The organism is Shewanella sp. SM68 (assembly GCF_025653925.1).
In the GTDB taxonomy this organism is placed as follows: domain Bacteria; phylum Pseudomonadota; class Gammaproteobacteria; order Enterobacterales; family Shewanellaceae; genus Shewanella; species Shewanella oncorhynchi.
Genome location: NZ_JAKKRU010000002.1, coordinates 519491 through 541027, shown reverse-complemented (window position 1 = coordinate 541027; position 21537 = coordinate 519491). Strand labels below are relative to the sequence as shown.

24 protein-coding genes are annotated in these 21537 nt (G+C 45.1%); 13 read left to right on the top strand and 11 right to left on the bottom strand.

Annotated features, from left to right (window positions below):
- The first annotated feature begins 2 nt into the window (after window positions 1–2).
- Both L5M40_RS05460 and rimK read left to right on the top strand, forming a co-directional pair.
- Window positions 3–1718: a putative bifunctional diguanylate cyclase/phosphodiesterase gene (locus L5M40_RS05460; protein ID WP_131523939.1), complete on the top strand. Its 1716-nt coding sequence runs from the start codon at window positions 3–5 to the stop codon at window positions 1716–1718.
- 179 nt (window positions 1719–1897) lie between these two features.
- Window positions 1898–2803, top strand: a complete 906-nt coding sequence (gene rimK / locus L5M40_RS05455) for a 30S ribosomal protein S6--L-glutamate ligase (RefSeq protein ID WP_263256369.1) — start codon at window positions 1898–1900, stop codon at window positions 2801–2803.
- 58 nt (window positions 2804–2861) lie between these two features.
- Here the strand turns inward: rimK and L5M40_RS05450 are convergent, their stop codons facing one another.
- The 4 genes from L5M40_RS05450 to L5M40_RS05435 all read right to left on the bottom strand — a co-directional run bounded on the left by L5M40_RS05450 (window position 2862) and on the right by L5M40_RS05435 (window position 5527).
- Window positions 2862–3554, bottom strand: a complete 693-nt coding sequence (locus L5M40_RS05450) for a TorF family putative porin (RefSeq protein ID WP_263171819.1) — start codon at window positions 3552–3554, stop codon at window positions 2862–2864.
- Window positions 3555–3845: 291 nt separating this feature from the next.
- Window positions 3846–4118, bottom strand: coding sequence for an HU family DNA-binding protein (locus L5M40_RS05445; protein ID WP_006079990.1), 273 nt, complete (start codon window positions 4116–4118; stop codon window positions 3846–3848).
- A 148-nt stretch (window positions 4119–4266) separates the two neighbouring features.
- Entirely contained in the window at window positions 4267–5064 is a 798-nt protein-coding gene (locus L5M40_RS05440) for a response regulator (RefSeq protein WP_105250312.1), read from the bottom strand.
- Between the two features lie 82 nt (window positions 5065–5146).
- The gene (locus L5M40_RS05435) at window positions 5147–5527 is read right to left on the bottom strand and encodes a hypothetical protein (protein WP_105250311.1); all 381 of its coding nucleotides are present in this window, start codon (window positions 5525–5527) and stop codon (window positions 5147–5149) included.
- Window positions 5528–5654: 127 nt separating this feature from the next.
- On the opposite strand from L5M40_RS05435, the gene L5M40_RS05430 reads away from it, so the two are divergent.
- A complete protein-coding gene (locus L5M40_RS05430; RefSeq protein ID WP_113939178.1) occupies window positions 5655–6164 on the top strand; it encodes a DUF4240 domain-containing protein in 510 nt (169 codons plus the stop codon).
- Window positions 6165–6177: 13 nt separating this feature from the next.
- Here the strand turns inward: L5M40_RS05430 and L5M40_RS05425 are convergent, their stop codons facing one another.
- Both L5M40_RS05425 and L5M40_RS05420 read right to left on the bottom strand, forming a co-directional pair.
- Window positions 6178–6492, bottom strand: a complete 315-nt coding sequence (locus L5M40_RS05425) for a hypothetical protein (RefSeq protein ID WP_263256368.1) — start codon at window positions 6490–6492, stop codon at window positions 6178–6180.
- 135 nt (window positions 6493–6627) lie between these two features.
- Window positions 6628–6936: a hypothetical protein gene (locus tag L5M40_RS05420; RefSeq protein WP_105250308.1), complete on the bottom strand. Its 309-nt coding sequence runs from the start codon at window positions 6934–6936 to the stop codon at window positions 6628–6630.
- A 278-nt stretch (window positions 6937–7214) separates the two neighbouring features.
- Here L5M40_RS05420 and L5M40_RS05415 point away from each other — a divergent pair, with 278 nt between their 5' ends.
- A complete protein-coding gene (locus tag L5M40_RS05415; RefSeq protein WP_131523944.1) occupies window positions 7215–7739 on the top strand; it encodes a DUF3016 domain-containing protein in 525 nt (174 codons plus the stop codon).
- A 43-nt stretch (window positions 7740–7782) separates the two neighbouring features.
- Here the strand turns inward: L5M40_RS05415 and L5M40_RS05410 are convergent, their stop codons facing one another.
- Together L5M40_RS05410 and L5M40_RS05405 are read right to left on the bottom strand one after the other, a co-directional pair.
- Window positions 7783–9540, bottom strand: coding sequence for a GGDEF domain-containing protein (locus tag L5M40_RS05410; RefSeq protein ID WP_168827332.1), 1758 nt, complete (start codon window positions 9538–9540; stop codon window positions 7783–7785).
- Window positions 9541–9705: 165 nt separating this feature from the next.
- Window positions 9706–10014, bottom strand: coding sequence for a prephenate dehydrogenase (locus L5M40_RS05405; RefSeq protein WP_263171810.1), 309 nt, complete (start codon window positions 10012–10014; stop codon window positions 9706–9708).
- 48 nt (window positions 10015–10062) lie between these two features.
- Here L5M40_RS05405 and L5M40_RS05400 point away from each other — a divergent pair, with 48 nt between their 5' ends.
- Window positions 10063–10965 carry a TraB/GumN family protein gene (locus L5M40_RS05400; RefSeq protein WP_263256367.1) on the top strand — a complete coding sequence of 301 codons (903 nt, stop codon included), beginning with the start codon at window positions 10063–10065 and terminating at the stop codon, window positions 10963–10965.
- Window positions 10966–10998: 33 nt separating this feature from the next.
- Here the strand turns inward: L5M40_RS05400 and L5M40_RS05395 are convergent, their stop codons facing one another.
- Complete coding sequence (locus tag L5M40_RS05395; protein ID WP_198571971.1) at window positions 10999–11772, bottom strand: methyltransferase domain-containing protein; 774 nt, start codon at window positions 11770–11772, stop codon at window positions 10999–11001.
- Window positions 11773–12499: 727 nt separating this feature from the next.
- On the opposite strand from L5M40_RS05395, the gene L5M40_RS05390 reads away from it, so the two are divergent.
- The 3 genes from L5M40_RS05390 to L5M40_RS05380 all read left to right on the top strand — a co-directional run bounded on the left by L5M40_RS05390 (window position 12500) and on the right by L5M40_RS05380 (window position 15389).
- Complete coding sequence (locus tag L5M40_RS05390) at window positions 12500–13330, top strand: MaoC/PaaZ C-terminal domain-containing protein (RefSeq protein WP_081729006.1); 831 nt, start codon at window positions 12500–12502, stop codon at window positions 13328–13330.
- A 53-nt stretch (window positions 13331–13383) separates the two neighbouring features.
- Complete coding sequence (locus L5M40_RS05385) at window positions 13384–13581, top strand: hypothetical protein (protein WP_028759286.1); 198 nt, start codon at window positions 13384–13386, stop codon at window positions 13579–13581.
- A 95-nt stretch (window positions 13582–13676) separates the two neighbouring features.
- Window positions 13677–15389 carry a formate--tetrahydrofolate ligase gene (locus L5M40_RS05380; RefSeq protein WP_263256366.1) on the top strand — a complete coding sequence of 571 codons (1713 nt, stop codon included), beginning with the start codon at window positions 13677–13679 and terminating at the stop codon, window positions 15387–15389.
- An 84-nt stretch (window positions 15390–15473) separates the two neighbouring features.
- Here L5M40_RS05380 and L5M40_RS05375 read toward each other — a convergent pair whose 3' ends face one another.
- Window positions 15474–17132 carry a mechanosensitive ion channel family protein gene (locus L5M40_RS05375; protein ID WP_263256364.1) on the bottom strand — a complete coding sequence of 553 codons (1659 nt, stop codon included), beginning with the start codon at window positions 17130–17132 and terminating at the stop codon, window positions 15474–15476.
- Between the two features lie 233 nt (window positions 17133–17365).
- On the opposite strand from L5M40_RS05375, the gene L5M40_RS05370 reads away from it, so the two are divergent.
- On the top strand, window positions 17366–17695 hold the full coding sequence (locus tag L5M40_RS05370; RefSeq protein WP_113939169.1) for a hypothetical protein: 330 nt from the start codon (window positions 17366–17368) through the stop codon (window positions 17693–17695).
- A gap of 146 nt (window positions 17696–17841) precedes the next feature.
- On the opposite strand, the gene L5M40_RS05365 is transcribed toward L5M40_RS05370, so the two are convergent.
- Window positions 17842–17967: a hypothetical protein gene (locus tag L5M40_RS05365; RefSeq protein ID WP_105250299.1), complete on the bottom strand. Its 126-nt coding sequence runs from the start codon at window positions 17965–17967 to the stop codon at window positions 17842–17844.
- 288 nt (window positions 17968–18255) lie between these two features.
- Here L5M40_RS05365 and L5M40_RS05360 point away from each other — a divergent pair, with 288 nt between their 5' ends.
- From L5M40_RS05360 to L5M40_RS05345, 4 genes are all read left to right on the top strand, one after another.
- Window positions 18256–18546, top strand: coding sequence for an ABC-type zinc uptake system zinc chaperone (locus L5M40_RS05360; protein ID WP_168827349.1), 291 nt, complete (start codon window positions 18256–18258; stop codon window positions 18544–18546).
- 81 nt (window positions 18547–18627) lie between these two features.
- Window positions 18628–19812 carry a hypothetical protein gene (locus L5M40_RS05355; protein ID WP_212599631.1) on the top strand — a complete coding sequence of 395 codons (1185 nt, stop codon included), beginning with the start codon at window positions 18628–18630 and terminating at the stop codon, window positions 19810–19812.
- Window positions 19796–20704, top strand: coding sequence for a metal ABC transporter solute-binding protein, Zn/Mn family (locus L5M40_RS05350; protein WP_028759327.1), 909 nt, complete (start codon window positions 19796–19798; stop codon window positions 20702–20704). Before L5M40_RS05355 ends, L5M40_RS05350 begins: the two co-directional genes overlap by 17 nt.
- Window positions 20705–20708: 4 nt before the next feature.
- Complete coding sequence (locus L5M40_RS05345) at window positions 20709–21509, top strand: metal ABC transporter permease (RefSeq protein ID WP_028759326.1); 801 nt, start codon at window positions 20709–20711, stop codon at window positions 21507–21509.
- Window positions 21510–21537: the final 28 nt, after the last annotated feature.

Genomic DNA, 21537 nt, shown 5'->3' with positions numbered 1-21537 from the left:
ATATGGATTTACTACTGATCGATGATGATGAAGTTGATAGAACTGCGATCATCCGAGCACTCAGACAGTCAAAGTTGACTTTTAATGTGGTCGAAGCAAATTGTGCATTTGATGGTTTAAATCTCGCATTAGAACGTCATTTTGACGGTATTCTATTGGATTATTTATTACCCGATGCTAATGGCTTAGAAGTGTTGATCAAGCTCAATGCCATGACGCAAGACCAGACCGTAGTCGTTATGCTGAGTCGCTATGAAGATGAGAAACTGGCTCAACGCTGTATTGAACTAGGGGCACAGGACTTCTTGCTTAAAGATGAGGTTAACTCGCGGATACTAACCCGTGCAATTCGTTATGCGAAACAAAGATCTTCAATGGCGTTGGCGTTACGCAATAGTCACCAAAAACTAAAAGAGCTAGCTGAACACGATTCGTTGACTAAGCTGGTTAATCGCTATGGTTTTGAACTTTGTCTTAATCGAGCGATAGCAAGGGCCAAACGTTGTCACGACTATTTAGCCGTTATCTTACTCGATTTAGATGATTTTAAAGCGATCAATGACACTCTAGGCCATCAGACGGGGGATATTCTTTTAGTTAAAGTAGCCGCTCGATTAAGTGAAGTACTACGAGATGGCGACATTATTGCCCGTTTAGGTGGGGACGAATTTGTCGTGCTAGTCACTGATAATGATTATAAATATTTCCCTATGATTGTGGCTAATCGATTGTTAAAAGTGTTTGAGGACGTGTTTTGTCTCGGTGATAACGATGTGCTTATTGGTGCCAGTATCGGCGTGGCTTTTTATAATGAAGCGGCTTCGAACAGTTCTGAGCTGATGAAATGTGCCGATATCGCTATGTATCGCGCTAAAAAAATGGGCCGAAACCAGATTCAGTTTTACTCAGAAGCTTTAGATAAAGAGGTGCGTTACCGTAATCATATCGAGTCGAGTTTGCGTACTGCCTTAAAAAGAAATGAATTTAAGGTTCATTATCAAGCGCAAGTGAATGCGAAAACCCATCAGCTGGTGGGGATGGAAGCCCTTATCCGATGGCAGCATCCTGTAGACGGCATTATCACCCCAGATCAATTTTTACCCATAGCCGAAGAAATTGGATTAATGGAGGACATTGATGATTGGGTGCTTGAACAAGCCTGTATTCAGGCACAGGTTTGGTTAACCCAATTACAGCCAACAGGGAGAGAATTTACCATTGCCGTTAACCTGTCTGCATCGCAAATTGGAAATGAGAACCTGTTTGATAAAATAGCGAATACGCTGACTAAGACAGGACTTCCTGCTGTAGCATTAGAGCTTGAAATTACTGAGAATTGCCTTATTGAAGATCCCCATGAACATGCCAAAATGCTCGATAGAATCGCCGAGTTAGGGGTGCGTTTTGCCCTTGATGATTTTGGGACGGGTTTTTCGTCCTTAGAACATATCAAATTGTTTCCCATTAGCGTGCTGAAAATCGATAAAAGCTTTGTCGCTTCCTATGATAAGGATGATAAAGACACTCGTTTGCTCGCTGCATTACTTAACTTCGCCCATGGGTTTAATGTCATATCAGTAGCTGAGGGCGTTGAAACAATTGAGCAGGCTGAGTTTTGTACTTCTCGCCATTGTACTGTATTACAAGGTTATTTGTTTTCTCGTCCCTTAGATGCAACGGAGTTTGAGGCTAAGTATATTCTGCCGCTGTTAACTTAAACCGAGTTCCGAGTGTGATAGGTCTTGAAGTATTTCATTAGCATAATGATTTCGTCTGGTGAGGAATATTTTCTTGCTTTACACTGAGCAATAGACAAATATCAGCCCCTTTTTCTGTCGCTGTGCTTTTGGTGCCGCAGAACGGTTTATTCACTCATGCTTAAGTTGGTCACTCAGCAATGAAAATAGGTATTTTATCCCAATTCCCCCAGTTGTATTCAACACAACGTTTAGTCGCGGCTTGCCAAAGTCGTGGACATGAAGCGGTCGTGATCAATACGCTGAATTGCTATATGAATATTAATTCTATTAAACCTAGCATTCATTATGAAGGTACTGAATTAGTTGGGTTTGATGCCATCATTCCGCGTATTCATGCTAGCGTGACTTTTTATGGTTGTGCCGTTGTACGTCAGTTTGAAATGATGGGCGTATATGCCGCGAATGATTCAATCTCCATTGCGCGTTCGCGGGACAAATTGCGGGCACTGCAACTACTTTCCCGCAAAGGGATTGGCATGCCAGTGACGGGTTTTGCCAATAAGCCAAATGATATCCCAGATCTCATCAATTTGGTGGGCGGCGCTCCGTTAGTCATTAAATTACTCGAAGGCACTCAAGGGATTGGTGTCGTACTCGCTGAAACTAAAACGGCTGCTGAGAGCGTGATTGAAGCATTCTTGGGGCTCAAAGCGAATATCTTAGTGCAGGAATACATTAAAGAATCCAATGGTAGTGATATTCGTTGTTTTGTTGTCGGTGACAAGGTTGTTGCTTCGATGAAGCGTCAAGGTCCCGAGGGCGATTTCCGCTCTAATCTGCATTTAGGGGGTTGTGGTGAGGTGGTAAAAATCACCTCTGTTGAGCGTAAAATGGCTATTGCCGCTGTGAAGGCGATGGGATTGGTTGTCGCGGGAGTAGATATTTTACGTTCTAACCGTGGCCCACTGATCCTTGAGGTTAATTCGGCGCCAGGCATTGAAGGGATTGAGCAAACAACAGGGATTTCAGTGACTGAGCCTATTGTTGAATATATTGAGAAAATGGTTGCGGCCCGTAAAACAAACCGGTCAATTATTGCCTAGTAGGTGATGGTGATAAAACGACGCCACTTTTTAAGGTGGCGTTTTTTATGTTTAGAGCTTATAGATCAAAACTGTAGGAATATCCGAGTACTAGTTTGGCATCATCATCGGTGAGATCGGTATCTGAGACCATAAATGACACTGTGCCTATGCTGGTATCTGCGCTGAGAGTCACGTTATAGTCGGCATAATTATCTTCGCCAAACCAAGATTGGACGACATCACCGTTTGAGTAACCATAGTGCACTGATAAATTCAGCTTTTCAGTGAGAGGAACGGATACCGTCGCGGCAAGATAACTGAGATCTTTATTATCTAAAGGATCGGCGGCCAGATCGTCACCGGCATTGATGACTTGGGAGTAAGCAAGTTCGAGCCATTTCCACGTGACAGCAGCATGGAGCTCACCAAAATCAATACTGCCCGGCGCGTCTGGATAGGCGTAGTAGAGATAGCCAAAGTCGTAGCTGATGTCTTCGGTAATACTGCCGCCATAACCTGCATATAGATCAAGCTCGTAGCTAGTATCATCACCAAAATCCACATTCGATGCCCAAGTTCCCGCATAAAATCCAGAATCGTGGCTGTAGTCAAGGCCACCTTGGATTGCGACCGCATCTTTAGTTTGGGTCGCACCGCGCCATAGATAATTAGAGGTACCGCCAATGTTGCCTGATACGGCTGCAAAGGCGTTGCCTGCCAGTAACATTCCCGTCGATAAGGCCAAAACGCTGTACAGTGATTTCTTCATGCTCATCCCCTCGATTGACTTATTTATCGATTCACCATTGGCACACTCAAAGTCAGCTGTGGTCATTAGTGCATCTTGGTTTTTTTCTAAGGAAGGATTTGCTAATCACATGCCACTATTACAATGCCATGTAAAACAAGGTATTAGAACTTTCAATGTTAATGAAATGTTTTTATTTGCTAGTTTGTGGGGCAGAGGCGCACTTTTGTTGTGCACAAAATATTCAGTGCTTCACTGGGATTGGGCAAAAAAAACGCCTCACAATGGAGGCGTTGTATTGAATTTTATAACTTAGTTTACGCTGTCACGTAGGGTTTTACCCGCTTTAAACTTAGGCACTGTCGCTTCAGCAATTTGAATTTCTTTACCCGTTTGTGGGTTACGGCCAGTGCGAGCGGCACGAGTCGCTGTTTCAAAAGAACCGAAACCTACGATGGAGATTTTGTCACCATTTTTCATTGATTCGGTAATAGCTGCTTCAAAAGACTTCAATGCGCGTGCTGCTTCTACTTTCGTTAGATCGGCATTTTCTGCAATTTTGGCGATTAGTTCAGTTTTGTTCATTTTTATTGTCTCTTCTTTCCGTAGATTTATTTGAAATAAGCGTGCCTAACATGCCATAAGGTTTAACACTTGGAAAGCCTTTTGCGTCAAGCGTGCAGCAGGATGTTCAGTAAAGCGCAGAATATTTACTCAGTTCGTGACTTAAGTTTTATTCTTCTAACAGTTGATAGAGTAATTTTTTAACAAGTTTGGGTTCAAAGGGTTTGTCACATAAGGCATTTACACCCGCTTGGGACACATTGCTGAGGTGGGTATCGTTGGCTTCGGAAGACACCATCAAGATGGGAATGTGTGATTGTTGGCTTTCATTGCGGATAAATTGTGTCAAAGCTAGCCCATCTACACTCGGCATATTGTAATCAGTGATCACTAAGTCGAACATATTGTGTTTCATTAACGCTATGGCTTGCGCGCCATCCTCGGCCTCGGTAATTAGCTTCATCCCTAAGTTACCAATCGTGCGTTTAATGACGTTTCTTGCCATACGGCTATCATCGACCACTAATACACGCACATCTTGTACATCGAAATTACTCAGGTCGAGTTCATCGTGGCTGAGTAAATCAATCGTGGCATTCAATGCTGTACCTAAATGGTCGGCACTGAAGGGTTTAGGTAGAATCGCTACTACACCCGATTGGCGGAATATTTCAAGTTGTTCACGGCGGCACTCACTCGAGACCAGCATAAATTGGATATCTTTGCAGTCAGCGTTGGCCCTTAAGTAGCCCAAGAGATCGATGGCAGTGCCATCATCGAAATGCATGGCGCTCGCAATAAGGTCAGGTTTATGGCGAGCAATAATATCTTTAGCCGCTTCTATGTTTTCTGCGGTTTGAATGCTGAGAATGCCTTCTTGTTGTAAGCGCTGAATAATAATTCGACGCTGTGTCTCTGAAGGTTCTACTAAAAGAATGGAAAGTTCGCTGGGCGATAAATGGCTCATAGTCTACTTCAAGTTAAGAGTCGTAAGTATTTTACTGGGTCGCTAAGCTACGCTATTGATAACAGCTTAGCAACAAAGTCCATTACTGAGTTTGGCGGGTCAAATAGTGTCTCGTGACCTTAGAAAATGCGATCCAATACTGCACGAGTAAAATAACAATAATGCTCACTGTGAGTGGCAACATAGGAATGTTGTGGCCAGAAACAACTACTTTTACATCCTCAGGGGTAATGCGATAGGCAATAATTGCTGTAATCCCCAGTGCCGAGAATCCTAAGGTTTGCATGCCAATATAAATCTTCAACACTAAGCTAGACCACGGCGCCCGTATGAGTATGCCAACGAGCACGGGGAGGACACCTAGGGTGAATACATCAAGGGATTGAGTCATCACAGTACGCCAAAGTGCAGCAATGCTGAAGAGGCAATATAACGTGATCAGTAGTATAAGACGTTTAGGCATAGATTGAAGTGCACACCAGTAGCAAAGAAGATGAGCAAGTGTAGGAAATGCCCTAATCCGAGTCCAGTATAACCGTGATATCGTGTAGAATATGCCTTTTTGCTAGAGGCTCTAATAGGTGACGTTTATGACAGAAGTTGAGTTTTGGGGGTTAGTCACGCGAACGGAAGCGGCGCAATCACAGGAGTCTTTGACTCAAGCACTGAAGCAGAAACTTGCCGAATTGAGTAATGAAGAGTTAAAAGCTTTCGATAAAATCTTTGGTCAGCAGATGCGCCGTAGTTATCTGTGGTCTGTTTGGGGGGCGGCTTACATTATTACGGGTTGTGATTCTGAATATGCTTTTGCCGAGTTTAGGTGTTTTTTGATTTCACTTGGTAAAGAAATTTTCGAAGGTGTGGTTAATCAGCCTGACACCCTAGCACGTTTAGTCGCTTGGCCAGAGCGAGATGCCTATGCTTACCCTTTTGTAGATGAATACGACCTTATCGCAGGGCAATTATACGAAGATAGAACCGGTGAGGAACTGCCCTTTATGCCATCGGGCAAGGCGACGCCCGTGGGTAAAAAATTTAGCACTAAGCCCAAGGATTTAAAGCTGCAATACCCTGAACTGAGTGCCCGTTTTCCATTTTAATCTTGGCAATACCTTACGAGCGTAAGCAAGCGTTGGTAGTGACATCGAAGGTCATGTCGTATTTAGGGCAGATGTCGCTCATAAACTCATGTTCTTGCGCGGTTAATTGTTGACTAAAATCTTGCTTAAGCTGCTCTGTCATTTGATGTTCAGCCGCATTTTGCGCCTGAGCCAATTTACTCAAATGAACAGTAACAGCTTGTTGCTGGCTGATGGTCAATGGTGCTGCATGGCTTGAAAGGCTGATACTCGTTCCAATTGTCAGCAGTGCCAATAAAGCGAGTTTTCGTGAATATGGGTTGAATAGATAAGCCGTTTTTAGGTTCATAGGTAAGCTCCAAGTTAAAAATTACGTTTAACACGTTAGTTCTAAATCGTGCATCCTTAGACGGTAAAGAAAACGAGTTGTACTGTGAGGAGCTGAGTTTATTGTATAAATATTGAACCTATGCTGAATGGTTAGTTAGTGCTCATTCTTCATTTCTTCGCATTGAAATCCTTGCTTACGAGTATCGAACTGGCACATAGATCCACATTCCCAAGGCACATTGTCGTAGAAGGCAGATTGTTCGCGTGCAAAATCGCGGCAAGTATTATAGCTGTCAAAGTTATCGGTTTTTTTATATTTTCCTGAATCATAGCCATGGTTGTAGATAAAGGCTGACCAAGTTTTAGGGCCAGTATTTTTGTCACTCGGGGAGATAAACCAAATCGCACTTACGACGCAGGTAAACAGGATAAGAATGAACACAGGTACAACAGGGAATTTCATTTTTTATTAAGTGGGCAATGTAAACAATAGCGGAAGGATAACGCTTTTTTTGTCGTTATGCGCGTGAAATGTTCACAAATTGATAACTATGCACTTACTTGGTGCAATTCCGATACAAAAAGATACGTATCGGTTGTGGTGGTTAAATAATATTTACTTAATTATACAAAAGCTTACGGCACATTTGCTGTACTTATATCCGTTTTGCGTTAAGCTCTAGTTCAGGTTAGATTTTGTACTGTGGTTCTCAGAAAGTTATTTAGGCCTTGGAGGCAAACATGAAAATTCAGTCCCTTTTACTCGCAGGTGTATTAAGTTGCAGTGCGGCTTGGGCGGCCGATGAAGCGCCTGTAGATCCCGTCACCGAAGATGGTGTGGTTAAAATTGTTTGGCAAAGTCCTAAAGATTATCGCGATATAAAATCATCAGGGGAGCTCCAATCCCGTTATGAGAAACGCTTATTTGAGACCTTAACTGAAAACATCAATAAAGAAGCTGCGAAGATTTTAAAGCCAAATCAAAAGCTTGAAATGACCATTACCGATGTTGATCTTGCGGGTGATATGCGTCCAACATTTGGTGCGACCGCCAATGATTTACGCATTATCAAAGACATTTATCCGCCACGTATGACTTTTTCTTATCAAGTCATGGAAAACGATAAAGTGATTATCGCGGGCGATGAAAAACTGTCGAATATGGGGTTCATGGATGGGATCCAATCTTTAAATGATAAACCTTTTATGTATGAAACCAAAATGTTAACCGAGTGGTTAAAGAAGACGATTGCACCACAACTTTAATATCTCATATCGGTCGCTAATGCTGAGTATTAAAGCTGTTTAGCTATGCTGTTAGTGCCTGAGTGTCGATAATTAGATGATTTTCTAACAGGTAAAATCCGTTATTTGCGGATTTTGCCTGTTTTTTTGCCCTAGCGCTTAAGGTCGATAGACTATGTTCATGGGCGTTAAAGGTGAGTGCGGGTGGTAAAATGCCTACACACAGACTGATCAATTGATGGTAACAGGCTTCACCTTTTCTATCGTCGGCGAGCATTTCCTGGGCCAGCCAGTGATCTGCGCTATAAAATAAATGCTTATGGGTTTCAAAATCCGCTAGAATTCGCTGGCAACGGCTGATCATATGCTCACAGGTGCTGATAATTACAAAGTCATCGCCGCCGACATGGCCGACAAAACAATTGTCGCTTTTATACTTCAGTAACAGATTCGCCACTTCACAAATCACTTCATCGCCGCGACAGAAACCATAAATATCGTTATAGGGCTTAAAGTTACACAAATCAAAATAGGCTAGATAAAAATGTTTCTTTTGGATCTTAAGGCGTTTTAATTCCTCTTGAATGGGCACATTACCCGGCAAATCTGTCAGAGGATTCGCATGGCGGGCCATCTTAATTCTGTGCTCTGTGATCCTTTGCAGTAAATCTTTGGTGTGACCTATGCCGAGTAGTTTACCACGGCGAAGGATAATGAACTGTTGCGCGACCGTATTAGCACTCTCTGAGGTCAGTAATTGACTTACGGTGGATAAAGGTTCGTTGGCCTCAATCTGGATGACTTGCGGGTCCATCACTTCACTCACAGCATGATTTTCATGTAAGGCGCGACCATAGGGTGTGCTGAAGAGTTCAAGTAAGGTCGCGCGGCTGATAATACCGAGTGGCAACTGGTTATCGACCACTACCACCGCCTGTAATGCAGGTTGCGAGATAAAGGTGTCACTTAAAAATTTGAGTTTAAGTGTGGGCACTACGGTTATGGCGCTCGTGCACAGGCTCTCGGCCGATTCGCTGTATCTAGGTTGAATTTGAGTATTGCTTGGCACTAAGGTCGCTTTCATCGCGCGGCAGGGGAGCACTTCTGGACGACCGAGTAAGTAGCCTTGGCAATAGACGATACCCAGTTGTTTGAGTACGGCTAATTCCTCTTGCGTTTCAATTCCTTCGGCTATCACTTTGCAGGTTAAACTTTGGCATAACTCCACAATCGAGCGGACAAATTCCTGTTTGACGGGAGTCGAATCAATCTGATGGATAAAGTGACGGTCGATTTTGACATAGTCAGGTGACAATTCTGACCAGAGTCTCAGACCCGAATAACCTGCACCTAAGTCATCGATCGCCGTTAAAAAACCTTGGCTACGATAGTGATTCAAGCAGGATTTGAGTAAATCGATATCATCGGCGGGATATTGCTCTGACAGTTCAATCACAACCTGTGATGGCGCTATGCCGAGTTGTTGCAACAGTTGTAAGGTCATGCCCTTGGGGTGGGCGGGATCTAATAATGCCTTGGGCGAGATATTGATAAACAGCTTGCCTTGAAACTGACGCAACTTAAATTGCTCGAGTGAAATACGGCGACAAAGGGTTTCTAGCTCGCTTAATTTACCTTGATGTTCGGCGGTCTGAAATAGCGGGACTGGGGAGTATAACGGGCTGTGTTCAGGGCCACGGCTTAACGCCTCAAAACCATGAATTTTATGTTCTAATATATTGAAAATTGGCTGAAATAAGGGACTGATTGCAGCTTTAGATATTATTTTATCGAGCTCTTTAGCCAGATCTAAACTTGTCATTACGTCAGCCCCTTCGTCTATGTGAGCGGAGTCTATGACTTAGAAATGACAAAATGATGACAGTTTTGGGGAAGCTTAGTGCTATCTATCTGTGTTGGTGGGCTTGATTAGATATACCATGGAAAGAGCTGAAATCTAAGGTGAGTTCCAGCTCCTAATCTCGGTTTAGCTTTGCTTCTTAAAGGCCTGCAATGTTTGCAGTAATGCGCCTAACTGACGCACATAGGTTTCGAGTTCTTTAGGATCGAGCGTTTGATGTTCTTCCATGCGAGTTAAGTCATCGACCAACTCTTGCACATAGGGCAGAAAGCGATTACTCGAAGCGATAAAACCTTGTTCTGCCGTGAATATGCTGGTGAAGTTTCCATGGCCAGCTTTCTTTAGCTCATCTAACTTAGCGTCGGCGTCTATGGCTTGGCGATAGGCGATTTGAAGATTTTCTTTCAGTTGCTCTACAACCTTGGTATGTGGCATAACAGCGTCTCATTGCAAAATTTGCAGGAATTATAAGGGGCAAAGGATATGGCAACAAGCCAATGGCGACTAATTGCATCAATCTGTTTTCTGGCGTTAGCGGGTTTGAGCACAAAAGTGGCGGGTGCAGAAACCGATAAACCACCATTTTATCAAGTGCAATGGCAAGGCAAGAGTGCGTATTTACTGGGTTCGATTCATATTGGACGTGCCGATTTTTATCCTTTACCCACCCAAATTGAAACCGCGTTGGGTAAAGCTAAGGGCTTAGTCGTAGAAGTCGATATCAATAAAGTCGATAGCACTGCCTTACTGCAACAATACGGTCGCGCCGATAAAACTAAGGGTTTAGATTGGCAGAGCCGAGATAAGCAAACGGTCGAGAGCATGACGCCCTATTGCGCGGCCACGGCAAATGTTTGTCAGTCGATACAATCTTTTGCACCTTGGCTGCAGGCTACTCAAGTTAACTTATTGCGTTATAACGACTTAGGTTACAGCACGGATTATGGCGTTGATATGCAGTTGATGGCTCGATATGCGACTTTGCCTGTGTATCCGTTGGAAACCGCCGAGTCACAATTTCAATTGTTAGCGTCTTTTAATAGTCAAGAGCAGTGGTCTATGGTGCGTGAGGCGATTAGCGCATCGGATGCGGAGCTTTTATCGTTAATAACGGCTTGGCGTTCAGGTAATGAAACTGAGCTTGATTCCATAATGCAGGAGCAAATGGGCGGCGAGGGCGACACTAAAATGCTAGAGAAAATCCTCTGGCAGCGAAACCATGTGATGGCCGATGGCATTATAAAATTAATGGGCTCGACTGACGTGACTTCACCTTTGTTTGTGGTGGTTGGCGCTGGCCATGTGGTGGGGGATAAAAGCGTGGTGCAATTGTTAGAACAAGCAGGCGCCAAAGTGAGCGCCTGCTGGAAACAGACTTGTCAGTAATCGTTTAGGCAGCGCGTTTGTAACGACGCGCGTTCACACTGCAAAGCTTTGCCCTAAAAAGTGCACATATCGGCCGAGGGAAATATAGGGTTCGCGTTGCGAGTACTCCAGCTCCATTTGTAGCAGCTTGTGATAGTCGAAATCCGCAGGCTGACTCTTTTTCAAATAGTCGTGGATTACACGCACGCCAGACTGGCTGATGAGTGACATTTGCCATTCGCTAAACCAATCTTTAACTTCTTGAATATAAAGTGGATGAGTAGGAGTTAGTCGCACTTTCTTCTTCACTTTTAAATCAGCGGCGACGTAATCGAAATTGCCCGACACTAAAGCATGAAAGCGCATGGCTTCTTTGTTGTAAAACATCAAAGAGAATAATCCGCCGGGTTTTAGCATAGTAAGTAAACCCGCTACGGTGGGCTTCGCATCCGTTAACCATTCGACGACTGCATGACACAGTATGATATCGAAATAGCCATGGTTATCGACCGATAATGCTTGGATAGGCGCATGGATAAGCTGGATAGCTAATGGTTCAGGGGAGGCATCAATTTGTTCTTTGGCTTGAGCCAGCATCTCAGCAGAGATATCGCAGAGTACAACTTCGTGGCCGAGGCGCGCTAATCTTTGGCTAAAATAACCAAAACCACCGCCCGCATCTAATACTCTGAGTTTTTTATCCCCCAGTTTTGCCAGCGCGGGGACGAGGTCGCGCCATAGCACTGCGGCACGTATTTCGCCCTTGGGCGTACCATAGATGTTTTTCGCAAATTTTTGCGCGAGCTTATCAAAATTCTTATCTTGCACGTGATAACTAGGTTAAAGAGAGTGGAACGATAGTGTGGCACAGTCGTAAATTTTTCGCACTCTGGAGATGTTATTGCCGAGTTGAGATGGATAAATTTGCATCGTTAATTCTTAATATATTGATTTTATTAGTAGTAATTATTCCTACTAAACTTAGGGATACACAGAACTCAGTGCTCTGGGTTATAATCACGCCGTTTTCGCCAAACCTGACTCTATATACCCAAGCGACCTGAAGATACGAGTTTCAGAGCGCCTAGGGTGCTTCAATTCAAGGCGCATCAATGACAGAATGTCGGCCACCTTTTGAATTGATGCAACACGGAAGTGAAGTGCCCTAGGCGCTCCGTCCCGGCGGGTTTTAACGCACTTTATGCTGTGTTGGTTATTTTGAACTTAGTCCACTAGGTCCGCAAATAACCGCAATCGCCATGGATGGCGTGAATGCCATTTATGCAGGAGCAATAAAGGGCCTTGCCTAAAGTGCGTTAAATTCCCGCTGAATCCTGCATTTTCAGGTTGTTTGGGTATAGTTGTCCATTCGGAGAGTCAGCATCAGCCCTTATTAAGACGCAGCACTGCCTGTTTTACACTCGTTATCAGCTTGATGGATCAGACGTTACTCGTCTGTGCGGGGTAATTTATGGCAATGTATTTTTGTGCCAAGGGATAGTTAATTAAAAGGTACTCAGACTTGAATAATGCATATTGTGTTGAATTGAACGCGATGCCGTCGCTGTTTTCTCTTTATCGCAAGATCTTCTTTGGCCGTAAGCCTGGTTGGGATCAACAGCCGTTGCCCCAAATCAAGGTGACCGCGCCGCATGTGACTGTGTCTGAAGCTAAAGTAAGCCAATATGCGCAGGTGTGTGGTTTTCAATTTGACGGTAAAGTTCTACCGCCAACCTATCTCTACGTGATGGCATTTCGCCTGCATGCGGTGATTTTTACCCACGATGGGATCACTTTCCCACTGCTTGGCATGATCCACCTTAAGAATCGTATTCAAGTGTATCGGCCTGTGACGGTTGACGAGACTTTCTCCCTTGAGTGCGCTTTGACCACGAGCCGCGAGACGGATTCTGGCTTAGAGTTTGAATTTGTGTCTAAGGCGTTTGTCGGTGAAGAACTCGTCTGGGAATCACTATCCACCTATTTATATCGTATCGATGTTGCTGGACGTCGCGTTCGTCCACCTAAAGCCATTGATATGGCATGGGAAACACCACAAAGCTGGAGTTTGAGTGAAGATTTAGGTCGTCGTTATGCTAAGGCATCTGGCGACTATAACTTGATCCATCTGCATCCAGTGCTTTCAAAGCGTTTTGGCTTTGATCGAGTGCTCGCCCATGGCATGTGGTCTAAGGCCCGTTGTTTAGCAGAGTTGATGCCAAGTATTGGCGATCGTCCATTCACTGTGGATGTGACCTTTAAGCTGCCACTCTTGATGCCTGCCGATGTTGGATTTGGCTATGAGCAGAATGCTAATAATATGGTATTTGAATTACGTGACAGCAAAGGCCGTCGCCCCCATTTAAGTGGCGATGTGCAGTTTTAAGCCGCACTCAATAATACATACAACAACGGCGCCTTCTGGCGCCGTTGTTGTTTATGGCTGTTGCTTTTGAGAAACAAAAATCAAGGTACGCTGTGACCCATAGATGCCTACCAGATACTGAACCATTGCTGGCGATCGAGCTGGATCTCATTGGCGGCGACGGCGCTCTTGAGCCGCTCGGACGCAGGGCAGATTATTTGATGCAGATTAAGGAATCGCTCATTAACCCTTTCGATGGCTATATATCTTAAAGCCAATCACCTAATATCCGCCCTATTCAATGAGTGTTGTGCTTAGCAACCCCTCATACTAAACCAAAGCGTATTTGAAAGGGAGAAATCGACGCATGCTCACAGATATGGATATTTCGAATCGCGCTAGCCTAAAAGACATTAATGAACTGGGCGCCGACTTAGGTCTATTACCCGAAGAGATGATGCAATTTGGTCACACTAAAGCCAAGGTCGAGCTCAGTGTGTTGCAGCGTTTGGCTGGGCAGCGCAAAGGCAAATTGATTATCGTCACCGCAGTTACGCCTACGCCACACGGCGAAGGTAAAACAGTGACGAGCATTGGCTTAACGCAATCGTTAAATGCCATAGGCAAAAAGGCCTGTGCCTGTATTCGCCAGCCCAGCATGGGGCCTGTATTTGGGGTGAAAGGTGGCGCTGCGGGTGGCGGTTATGCGCAAGTGGTGCCCATGCAGGAGATGAATTTGCATCTCACGGGTGATATTCATGCCGTGAGCAGTGCCCACAATTTAGGGGCTGCGGCGATTGCGGCGCGGCTATTTCATGAAGCGCGCTTAGGTAAGGCGGAATTTGAGGCGCAATCTGGGCAAGCGTTTTTGGATATAGATCCCAGTGAGATCCGTTGGCACCGAGTGGTCGATCACAACGATCGCTGTCTTAGGCAAATCCAGGTGGGCTTAGGCGATAATAATGGCCCAGAGTACGTCTCCAGTTTTGATATCACCGCCGCCTCTGAGTTAATGGCGATTTTAGCCTTAAGTCATAATTTGGCGGATATGCGGGCGCGAATAGGTCGTCTAGTGCTGGCATTAAATATCCAAGGGCAAGTGATTACCGCCGAAGACTTCGGTGTCGCTGGTGCGATGACGGCCATCATGGCGGATGCGATAAAGCCGACGTTAATGCAGACCTTAAATGGTTCACCTTGCCTTATCCATGCGGGACCCTTTGCCAATATTGCCCACGGTAATTCATCCATTATTGCTGATGATATCGCCCTCCGATTGGCGGATTTTGTGGTGACTGAAGCTGGTTTTGGATCAGATATGGGCTTTGAAAAGTTCTGTAATATCAAGGTGCGTCAATCGGGTCAGGTGCCGGCCGCCGCTGTGCTGGTCACCACCTTAAAAGCGCTGAAGGCCAATAGTGGTTTGGTGTCTGAGTCAGATATCAATCTACCAGATCAGGCTCGACTCGAAGCGGGCTTTGCAAATTTAAACTGGCATATCAACAATGTGGCTCGCTATGGTATTCCTGTGGTGGTTGCCATTAACCGTTTCGCCACTGATACTGATGCCGAGTTGCAATGGCTAACTGCGGCTGTTAACGCGAGCAGCGCCTTTGGCTGTGAGGTCAGCGATGCTTTTAGCCAAGGGGAGGCTGGCGCTGTCGCCTTAGCGCAGACTGTGGTTCGCGCCGCTGAAACCGAGAGTCAGTTCAAGCTGTTATATTCAGATGAAGCCTCATTGGAGGCTAAGTTATCCACCTTAGCCGAGGTGGGGTATGGTGCAGCGGGCGTTAGCCTTTCTATCGAGGCCAAACAACAGGCGCAGCAGCTGACCGTATTAGGTTATGGACATTTGCCCCTGTGTATGGCCAAAACGCCGTTATCAATTAGTCACGATCCTAGCTTAAAGGACGTTCCTCAGGACTTTGAGATCCCAGTGCGGGGTTTAGTCTTGCATGCTGGTGCGGGGTTTATCACCGCCTTGGTGGGGAATGTGATGACTATGCCAGGACTAGGGCTGAAACCGGGTTACTTAAAAATTGATATTGATGCGCAAGGTGAGATAGTCGGCTTAGGCTAACACTTGATGCAGAGATTTATAGGCCAGAGATAAAAATAAGGGCGAGCTCATTGCAACGCCCTTCTTCTCTCGTTTAACGCTGGTTTAAAGCGGTGATTTCGTGGTTTGATAGATATGCACATCACGCTGTGGGAAGGGAATACTGATCCCTTCGGCGTCAAAGCGCATTTTCACTTCGCGGGTAATGTCCCAATATACTTCCCAGTAATCTTCCGGTTTTGCCCAAGGGCGAACGATAAAGTCGACCGAAGATTCGCTCAATAGATGTAGTTTAATCGTCGGTTCTGGCAATGGTTGTACCTTAGGATGCGCTTCGACGATGGACTTGAGAATCGCTTCAGCCTGTTCGATGCTATCGCTATAACTGATCCCAAAGGTCATATCGACTCGACGTTGATGCTCAGCTGTGATGTTGTTAATTGTGTCACCCCAAATCTTATTATTAGGAATAATAAGACGTTGGTTATCCATGGTTTTAATCGTGGTGGAGACAAGGCTCATGTGGCTGACGCGTCCGGTGACGCCTGCGGCGTTGATCAAATCGCCCACATCATAGGGACGGTAAATTAAGATCATCATGCCTGAGGCGAAATTCGACAGGGTATCTTGCAGGGCAAAACCAATAATAACACCCGCGATACCAAAGCCTGCGAGCAAGGGACCAAGTTCGATCCCAAGCTGTGAAAGGGCGATTAACAGCCCGATAGTAAAGACGGCTTTACCTGATAGCGAGGTGAAGAAGTCTTGTAATAACTTACTTAAATTCAACTTAGAATTGCTAACGGTATTTTTCACTATCTGTTTGGCTAACTTGCCGGCGAGACCCGCAATAAACAAGATCAAACAGAAAACAAATAACTTAAACACGACGGTTGGACCGTGATTAATCGCTTGTTCTTGTGCCGTATTTAGCCACTGCTCAACGAGGCTTGATGCCACATCAAAGTTCAACACATCTTGAGTGATATCACCTGAAACACTAAAGAGTGTCTTTTTCAGCGCGGCGGTATCATGGCCTAAGGCGTCGAGTAGGCTGATGTCGATATTTAAGCTCTGACTATTCTGTGCTAAGCGTTCCTTTAGCATCATTACGTGGCTGGTTTGTGCCGAAGTGACATCTTTACCTGCATTGGTTGCGGTATCGATTGCTGCTTGTAGTTGCTGCTGGGTATAAGTCACTAAACTTTCTAGCGTATCGGCACGAGCTACTAAAATTTGCATCAGTGATTTTTGTGTTTCGCTAATATCTTGGCCAACTTGTTCGAGCCAAGTGAGCGTCTCGAGTTGTTGCTTGTAATAGGTGTCTTTTTCTAATTCGCGCTTTGATATTTCCAGCAGAGTCGCATCATCTGTGCTCGAACCTAATTGCTGTTCTAATTTACTAATGTTGTCATCGATATAAGCATCAATTTGTTGGATGTAGTTAAGTTGTCCTTGGATTAATGGTTGCAGAAAAGCTTTGTCGATTGGCGTTGCTTCGAGCAGATCTTTAATCTTATTACGTAACTGTAAGGTTTTGTTTTGAATTCGATATTCAACAATTGTCTTCAATTCGCCTTTGGCATTTTTTAGTTTACGTATATCCGTATCGATAGCCTGTTGCAGCATTGCCAGTTCTGCCTTGAGTGTTACAGGAGTGCTGGATGGGCTTTCGGTTGCCGTGACTGGTTCAGTTTGCGCTTGGGATGAAAGGCTGAGTAGTGGTATTAGCAGGGCAAACACGAGAGCGAGGTAGCGGTGCATAGGAGTGATCTTAAGTAGAAATATGTCTGAGTATGATAGATGTTGCCGGATCTACTGTAAAATATCTGCGAGTGAAATAGCCCTTGGAATTAAACTTTTTGGGAAGGGTTGATTTGAGCTTAACCTTGAGTGCGGTGCTTTATCTGCTTTTTCCGACATTTTGGGTATTTACAGGCCGAACTCTAGTCGGTATCTGGTAAACTTGCGCATCGTTATTTAGGAATCGTGTTTTCATGTTGTGTTCCCATTGTAATCAGTACATCAAGGTCAGTGACATTAGCCAGCAAAGAGGCAAAGGTTTCGACGCTCAAGTGCGTTGTCCCCATTGTGCGGCTTGGTTAGGCCGCAGCCCAACATTGGCTAAACTCAAGTTATTAGGATTTTATTTGAGTGTGTTTACGGCGGGATACAGTTACTTTGATGCCTCTGTGCGGTATTTTGCGATCCCTGTAATGATTTTTTCGTTGATGTTGTTGTTTGTGAGCCATTTTATGGATCAAGTCATCACCATTGAAGCGCCAGAGCAAGTCGATGATAGCGATCAAAGACAGAAGTATCGTTAGGCTAATAAGTGGATTCGTCATGGATCGGAAAATCAGCGGTACAATTTTCCAGAGACAAACATCATTTGAGCGCCTTTAACGGGCGCTCAAAATGCAACTAAGAGGGTTTAAAGGGCGAACTTCAACCGCGCTGAATGAGTCTTTGTTTACTGCACGACTTGTTCTTGGCTCGTTAAGGAGTGCTCAACGTAATAAATACCACCAAATATCACCGCGCTGAAGATGACTATCCCTAAGATAAGCCCTAAGTTTTCACGAAAAAATGCTAGCATAATAGTTGCCTTTAGGTGGATAAAACGGAGCCATATCGAGCTTGATTTCGTCATTGTGCTCGCAGACATAAAAACTAAATACACTATAGTTACACTCACTTAAGCTAATCTTAAATGCGTTTTTTTACCTGAGTCCTCGCAAGATCCTACCGCTATTGAAACAAGAAGTTATTGGTAAGACTGGGTACCTCAAATATCTTGTAACCTTTTGCAAAGCGATTACCTTATTGCAACTTGCTATGGCACTGACATAGACTTATGCAACTTTTTAACTATGGGGACGACTGAGTGAGACTTAAAAGTCACATTAGACGCACAATTTCGATATGGCTTGCTGCCGTACTGATATTGCTGTCTCTTGCTGCCTCAGCCCATAGTGTGACCCATCTTGATGATGGCGCTAAGACTCACTGTACCCTGTGCTTCCATCAGCACCAACTCAACAAGATTTTATTGACCCATCCGCTGACGCTGAATTTAGCTATACAGCATTTCGATGTGGTCGAATTTATTTTACCTTCCTCTATTTTTGAACACGTCAGTGTTTATCGCAGTCGTGCGCCTCCCTTCGCTCTCTAAATCAACTTAAAATTTTAACTTATTGTATTTCTTGATGACTTAACATCGGTCGTCGAGTGCTAGTTGTATTTTGGAGATATCATGACTGTTTTAAATACCCGAATTTCTTTGGTGGCTTTGGCGTGTGCGCTCGTTTCGCCTAGCTTATTTGCAGAAGACTCGAGCTTGACCAACCCTAATATCAGTGGTGTGCTAAATGGATATTATCAGACGGGAGAACGCCCATTAGCCGAGAGTCCAGATGGCTTTGGTTTAGGTGAAACTGAACTGGCGATGAGTGCCAATATCGATGATATGTTTTACGGTAAAATCACCGCAGTAGTTGAAATGCATGACGGTGAGACGGAACTGAATCTGGAAGAAGCCTTTATTCAAACCATGGCGATGCCAGCGGGGTTTTCTATCCGTGGTGGCCGTTTCTTATCGGACATTGGTTACCTCAATAACCAACATTTACATACTGATTCCTTTACCGACCGTCCTGTGGTTTACCGTGCATTCTTAGGGGGACATTATTTTGATGACGGTATACGTTTTAACTACGTAGCGCCGACGGACTTGTATTGGACCATGGGCGTTGAAGCCTTTAAAGGCGATAGTTTACGTGCTGCCGATGAGCATGGTGAGCGTGAGTTTAAGAAGGTCGGTGTTTATACCTTGTACTCAAAAATTGGTGGCGACATAGGCGATAACAGCTCATGGCAAGCGGGGTTGAGTTACTTGCGCAACGAAAATGGCCAAGTGACTGCCCATGAAGAAGGGGAGCATGAAGGTGAGCATGCCCATGGTGATGAGCACGAAGGTCATAGCCATGCCGCATCTTACACAGGTAAAAATACCTATGGTGCTGATTTTGTTTATAAGTGGGCGCCTAACGGTAACTACAAATATCAAAATCTCACTGTGAGCGGTGAGTACTATCGCGTGAGCGATTTTACACCTATCGATTTACATCCTGAGGATGCACCGAGCCAAGATTACCACCAAGGTTGGTATCTGAGCAGTGTGTACCAATTCACGCCGAGCTGGTCAGCGGGGGTGCGTTATGGTGAAGCTGATACCCAAGAGCTCCATGGCGATCATTTTCATGGGCAAAAGTTGAAGGAATCTGAGGTGAGTTTGGCTTGGCATTCTAGCCACTTCTCGACGGTTCGTTTCCAGTATACCAATCAAAAGGGTACTAACTTCGACGGAATTGAAGACGATAACATCTTCACTATTCAATATATTATGTCTCTGGGGGCTCACGGTGCGCATCAATTCTAATTTAGCTAAATTGGCCGCAGTGGCCTTATCTGTCACTTACACTGGTTTGGCCCATGCCGAGCTGAATGTGTTTGCCTGTGAACCTGAATACGCGGCATTGACCAAGGAGCTGGCTCCTACGGCTAGCATCTATTCGGCAACGACGGCATTACAAGACCCTCACCAAGTGCAGGCGCGTCCGAGTTTGATCGCTAAAATGCGTCAGGCGGATCTTGTGGTGTGCGCAGGTGCCGATCTTGAAGTGGGTTGGTTGCCTATGCTGCAGATGAAGTCGGCAAACGCAAAAGTGCGCTCGACCGAGCAAGGCTTGTTTTTCGCAGCCGATCAAATCGAAACTTTAGATAAACTGGCCAGTGTCGATCGCAGCATGGGGGATGTGCATGCTCAAGGCAATCCACATATTCATTTTGACCCGACGCGACTGTTAAAAGTCGCCACGGCACTGAGTGCTAAGCTGACTCAGTTAGATCCTGCTGGTGCGGCCGATTATCAACAATCACTGGCAGATTTTACCACTCGCTGGCAAGCCGCAGTCCCGCGTTGGGAAGCGCAAGCTAAGGGATTACAAGGTAAAAAAGTGATCGCTTACCACTCAAGTTTTAGATACTTATTCAACTGGATTGGTATCGAGCAAGTGGCAGATTTAGAGCCAAAACCGGGTTTAGCTCCCACTAGCGGCCACTTAGCGAGTCTGCTGACGCGCGCCGAGCAGGGGGATATTCTGGCCGTAGTCGTGGCATCTTATCAGGATGAGCGCGGTGCAAAATGGCTGGGTGAAAAAGCGAACTTGCCCGTGGTAATGCTGCCTATGTCTGTGGGTGGTAATGATAAGAGCCAAGATTTATTTGGCCTGTATGACAGCGTGATTTCCCTCTTAAATGGAGTGAAATAAACCTATGTTTGATCTTGAGCTGATGTCGATTCTGTTGCCTGCATTGGCAGCGGGGATGTTAGTGTTGTCGACGCATATTGTACTTGGGAGACAAGTGCTTAAGCGCGGCATCATCTTTATTGATTTAGCGATAGCGCAAGTAGCAGCCTTAGGTGCCATCGTTGCTCACATGGACCACAGATTAGAAGACATGCCGTTTGCTAATGTGTGGATGCCAGCGCTGTTTGCCCTTGCGGGTGCAGGTTTTATCGCTTGGTTAGCTAAGCGGATGGCGGGTGAGTTAGAGGCTATGATTGGCTGCTTTTATGTCTTGTCTGCGGTGGCCGCAATGCTGTTGCTGGCAAACGACCCACATGGCGCCGAGTTGTTAAAGCAATTGATGTCAGGTCAGATCCTGTGGGTGAGTTGGTCACAACTGATTTTGCCGGCCGTAGTGTATTCACTGGTGTTATTAGCGATATTCCTACGCCCCCAGATGTTGGACGGGGCAGGATTTTATCTGCTATTTGCGCTAGTGATTACCTTATCGGTTGAATTAGTAGGTGTTTATCTGGTGTTCAGTACCTTGATATTGCCAGCTTTAGCGTTGAACAAGTACCGTGGTAAAGGTCGGCTATTTTACGCTTACCTCGTCGGTTTACTGGGCTATGTTTTGGGCTTAGTTCTGTCGGCGACCTTAGATCTCCCTAGTGGTGCGGCAATTGTCGCGACTTTGGCCGTGAGTGCCTTAGTTATCCGCTTTGTGTTAAGTAAAGTCTCACCTCAGGCAACTGAGTCTGAAATCCTACCCAAGCACCACGCTTAGTTCGATATTAATCTTAAAGCCCATCGAT

Bases quoted from the DNA above. Each gene is read 5' to 3' on its own strand.
- L5M40_RS05430 (WP_113939178.1), top strand. From the start codon at position 5,655: ATGACAGAAGTTGAGTTTTGGGGGTTAGTCACGCGAACGGAAGCGGCG.
- L5M40_RS05380 (WP_263256366.1), top strand. From the start codon at position 13,677: ATGCTCACAGATATGGATATTTCGAATCGCGCTAGCCTAAAAGACATT.
- L5M40_RS05390 (WP_081729006.1), top strand. From the start codon at position 12,500: ATGCCGTCGCTGTTTTCTCTTTATCGCAAGATCTTCTTTGGCCGTAAG.
- L5M40_RS05355 (WP_212599631.1), top strand. From the start codon at position 18,628: ATGACTGTTTTAAATACCCGAATTTCTTTGGTGGCTTTGGCGTGTGCG.
- L5M40_RS05375 (WP_263256364.1), bottom strand. From the start codon at position 17,132: ATGCACCGCTACCTCGCTCTCGTGTTTGCCCTGCTAATACCACTACTC.
- L5M40_RS05345 (WP_028759326.1), top strand. From the start codon at position 20,709: ATGTTTGATCTTGAGCTGATGTCGATTCTGTTGCCTGCATTGGCAGCG.
- L5M40_RS05400 (WP_263256367.1), top strand. From the start codon at position 10,063: ATGGCAACAAGCCAATGGCGACTAATTGCATCAATCTGTTTTCTGGCG.
- L5M40_RS05460 (WP_131523939.1), top strand. From the start codon at position 3: ATGGATTTACTACTGATCGATGATGATGAAGTTGATAGAACTGCGATC.
- L5M40_RS05435 (WP_105250311.1), bottom strand. From the start codon at position 5,527: ATGCCTAAACGTCTTATACTACTGATCACGTTATATTGCCTCTTCAGC.
- L5M40_RS05445 (WP_006079990.1), bottom strand. From the start codon at position 4,118: ATGAACAAAACTGAACTAATCGCCAAAATTGCAGAAAATGCCGATCTA.
- L5M40_RS05405 (WP_263171810.1), bottom strand. From the start codon at position 10,014: ATGCCACATACCAAGGTTGTAGAGCAACTGAAAGAAAATCTTCAAATC.
- rimK (WP_263256369.1), top strand. From the start codon at position 1,898: ATGAAAATAGGTATTTTATCCCAATTCCCCCAGTTGTATTCAACACAA.
- L5M40_RS05385 (WP_028759286.1), top strand. From the start codon at position 13,384: ATGGCTGTTGCTTTTGAGAAACAAAAATCAAGGTACGCTGTGACCCAT.
- L5M40_RS05415 (WP_131523944.1), top strand. From the start codon at position 7,215: ATGAAAATTCAGTCCCTTTTACTCGCAGGTGTATTAAGTTGCAGTGCG.
- L5M40_RS05420 (WP_105250308.1), bottom strand. From the start codon at position 6,936: ATGAAATTCCCTGTTGTACCTGTGTTCATTCTTATCCTGTTTACCTGC.
- L5M40_RS05410 (WP_168827332.1), bottom strand. From the start codon at position 9,540: ATGACAAGTTTAGATCTGGCTAAAGAGCTCGATAAAATAATATCTAAA.
- L5M40_RS05440 (WP_105250312.1), bottom strand. From the start codon at position 5,064: ATGAGCCATTTATCGCCCAGCGAACTTTCCATTCTTTTAGTAGAACCT.
- L5M40_RS05450 (WP_263171819.1), bottom strand. From the start codon at position 3,554: ATGAAGAAATCACTGTACAGCGTTTTGGCCTTATCGACGGGAATGTTA.
- L5M40_RS05365 (WP_105250299.1), bottom strand. From the start codon at position 17,967: ATGCTAGCATTTTTTCGTGAAAACTTAGGGCTTATCTTAGGGATAGTC.
- L5M40_RS05425 (WP_263256368.1), bottom strand. From the start codon at position 6,492: ATGAACCTAAAAACGGCTTATCTATTCAACCCATATTCACGAAAACTC.
- L5M40_RS05370 (WP_113939169.1), top strand. From the start codon at position 17,366: ATGTTGTGTTCCCATTGTAATCAGTACATCAAGGTCAGTGACATTAGC.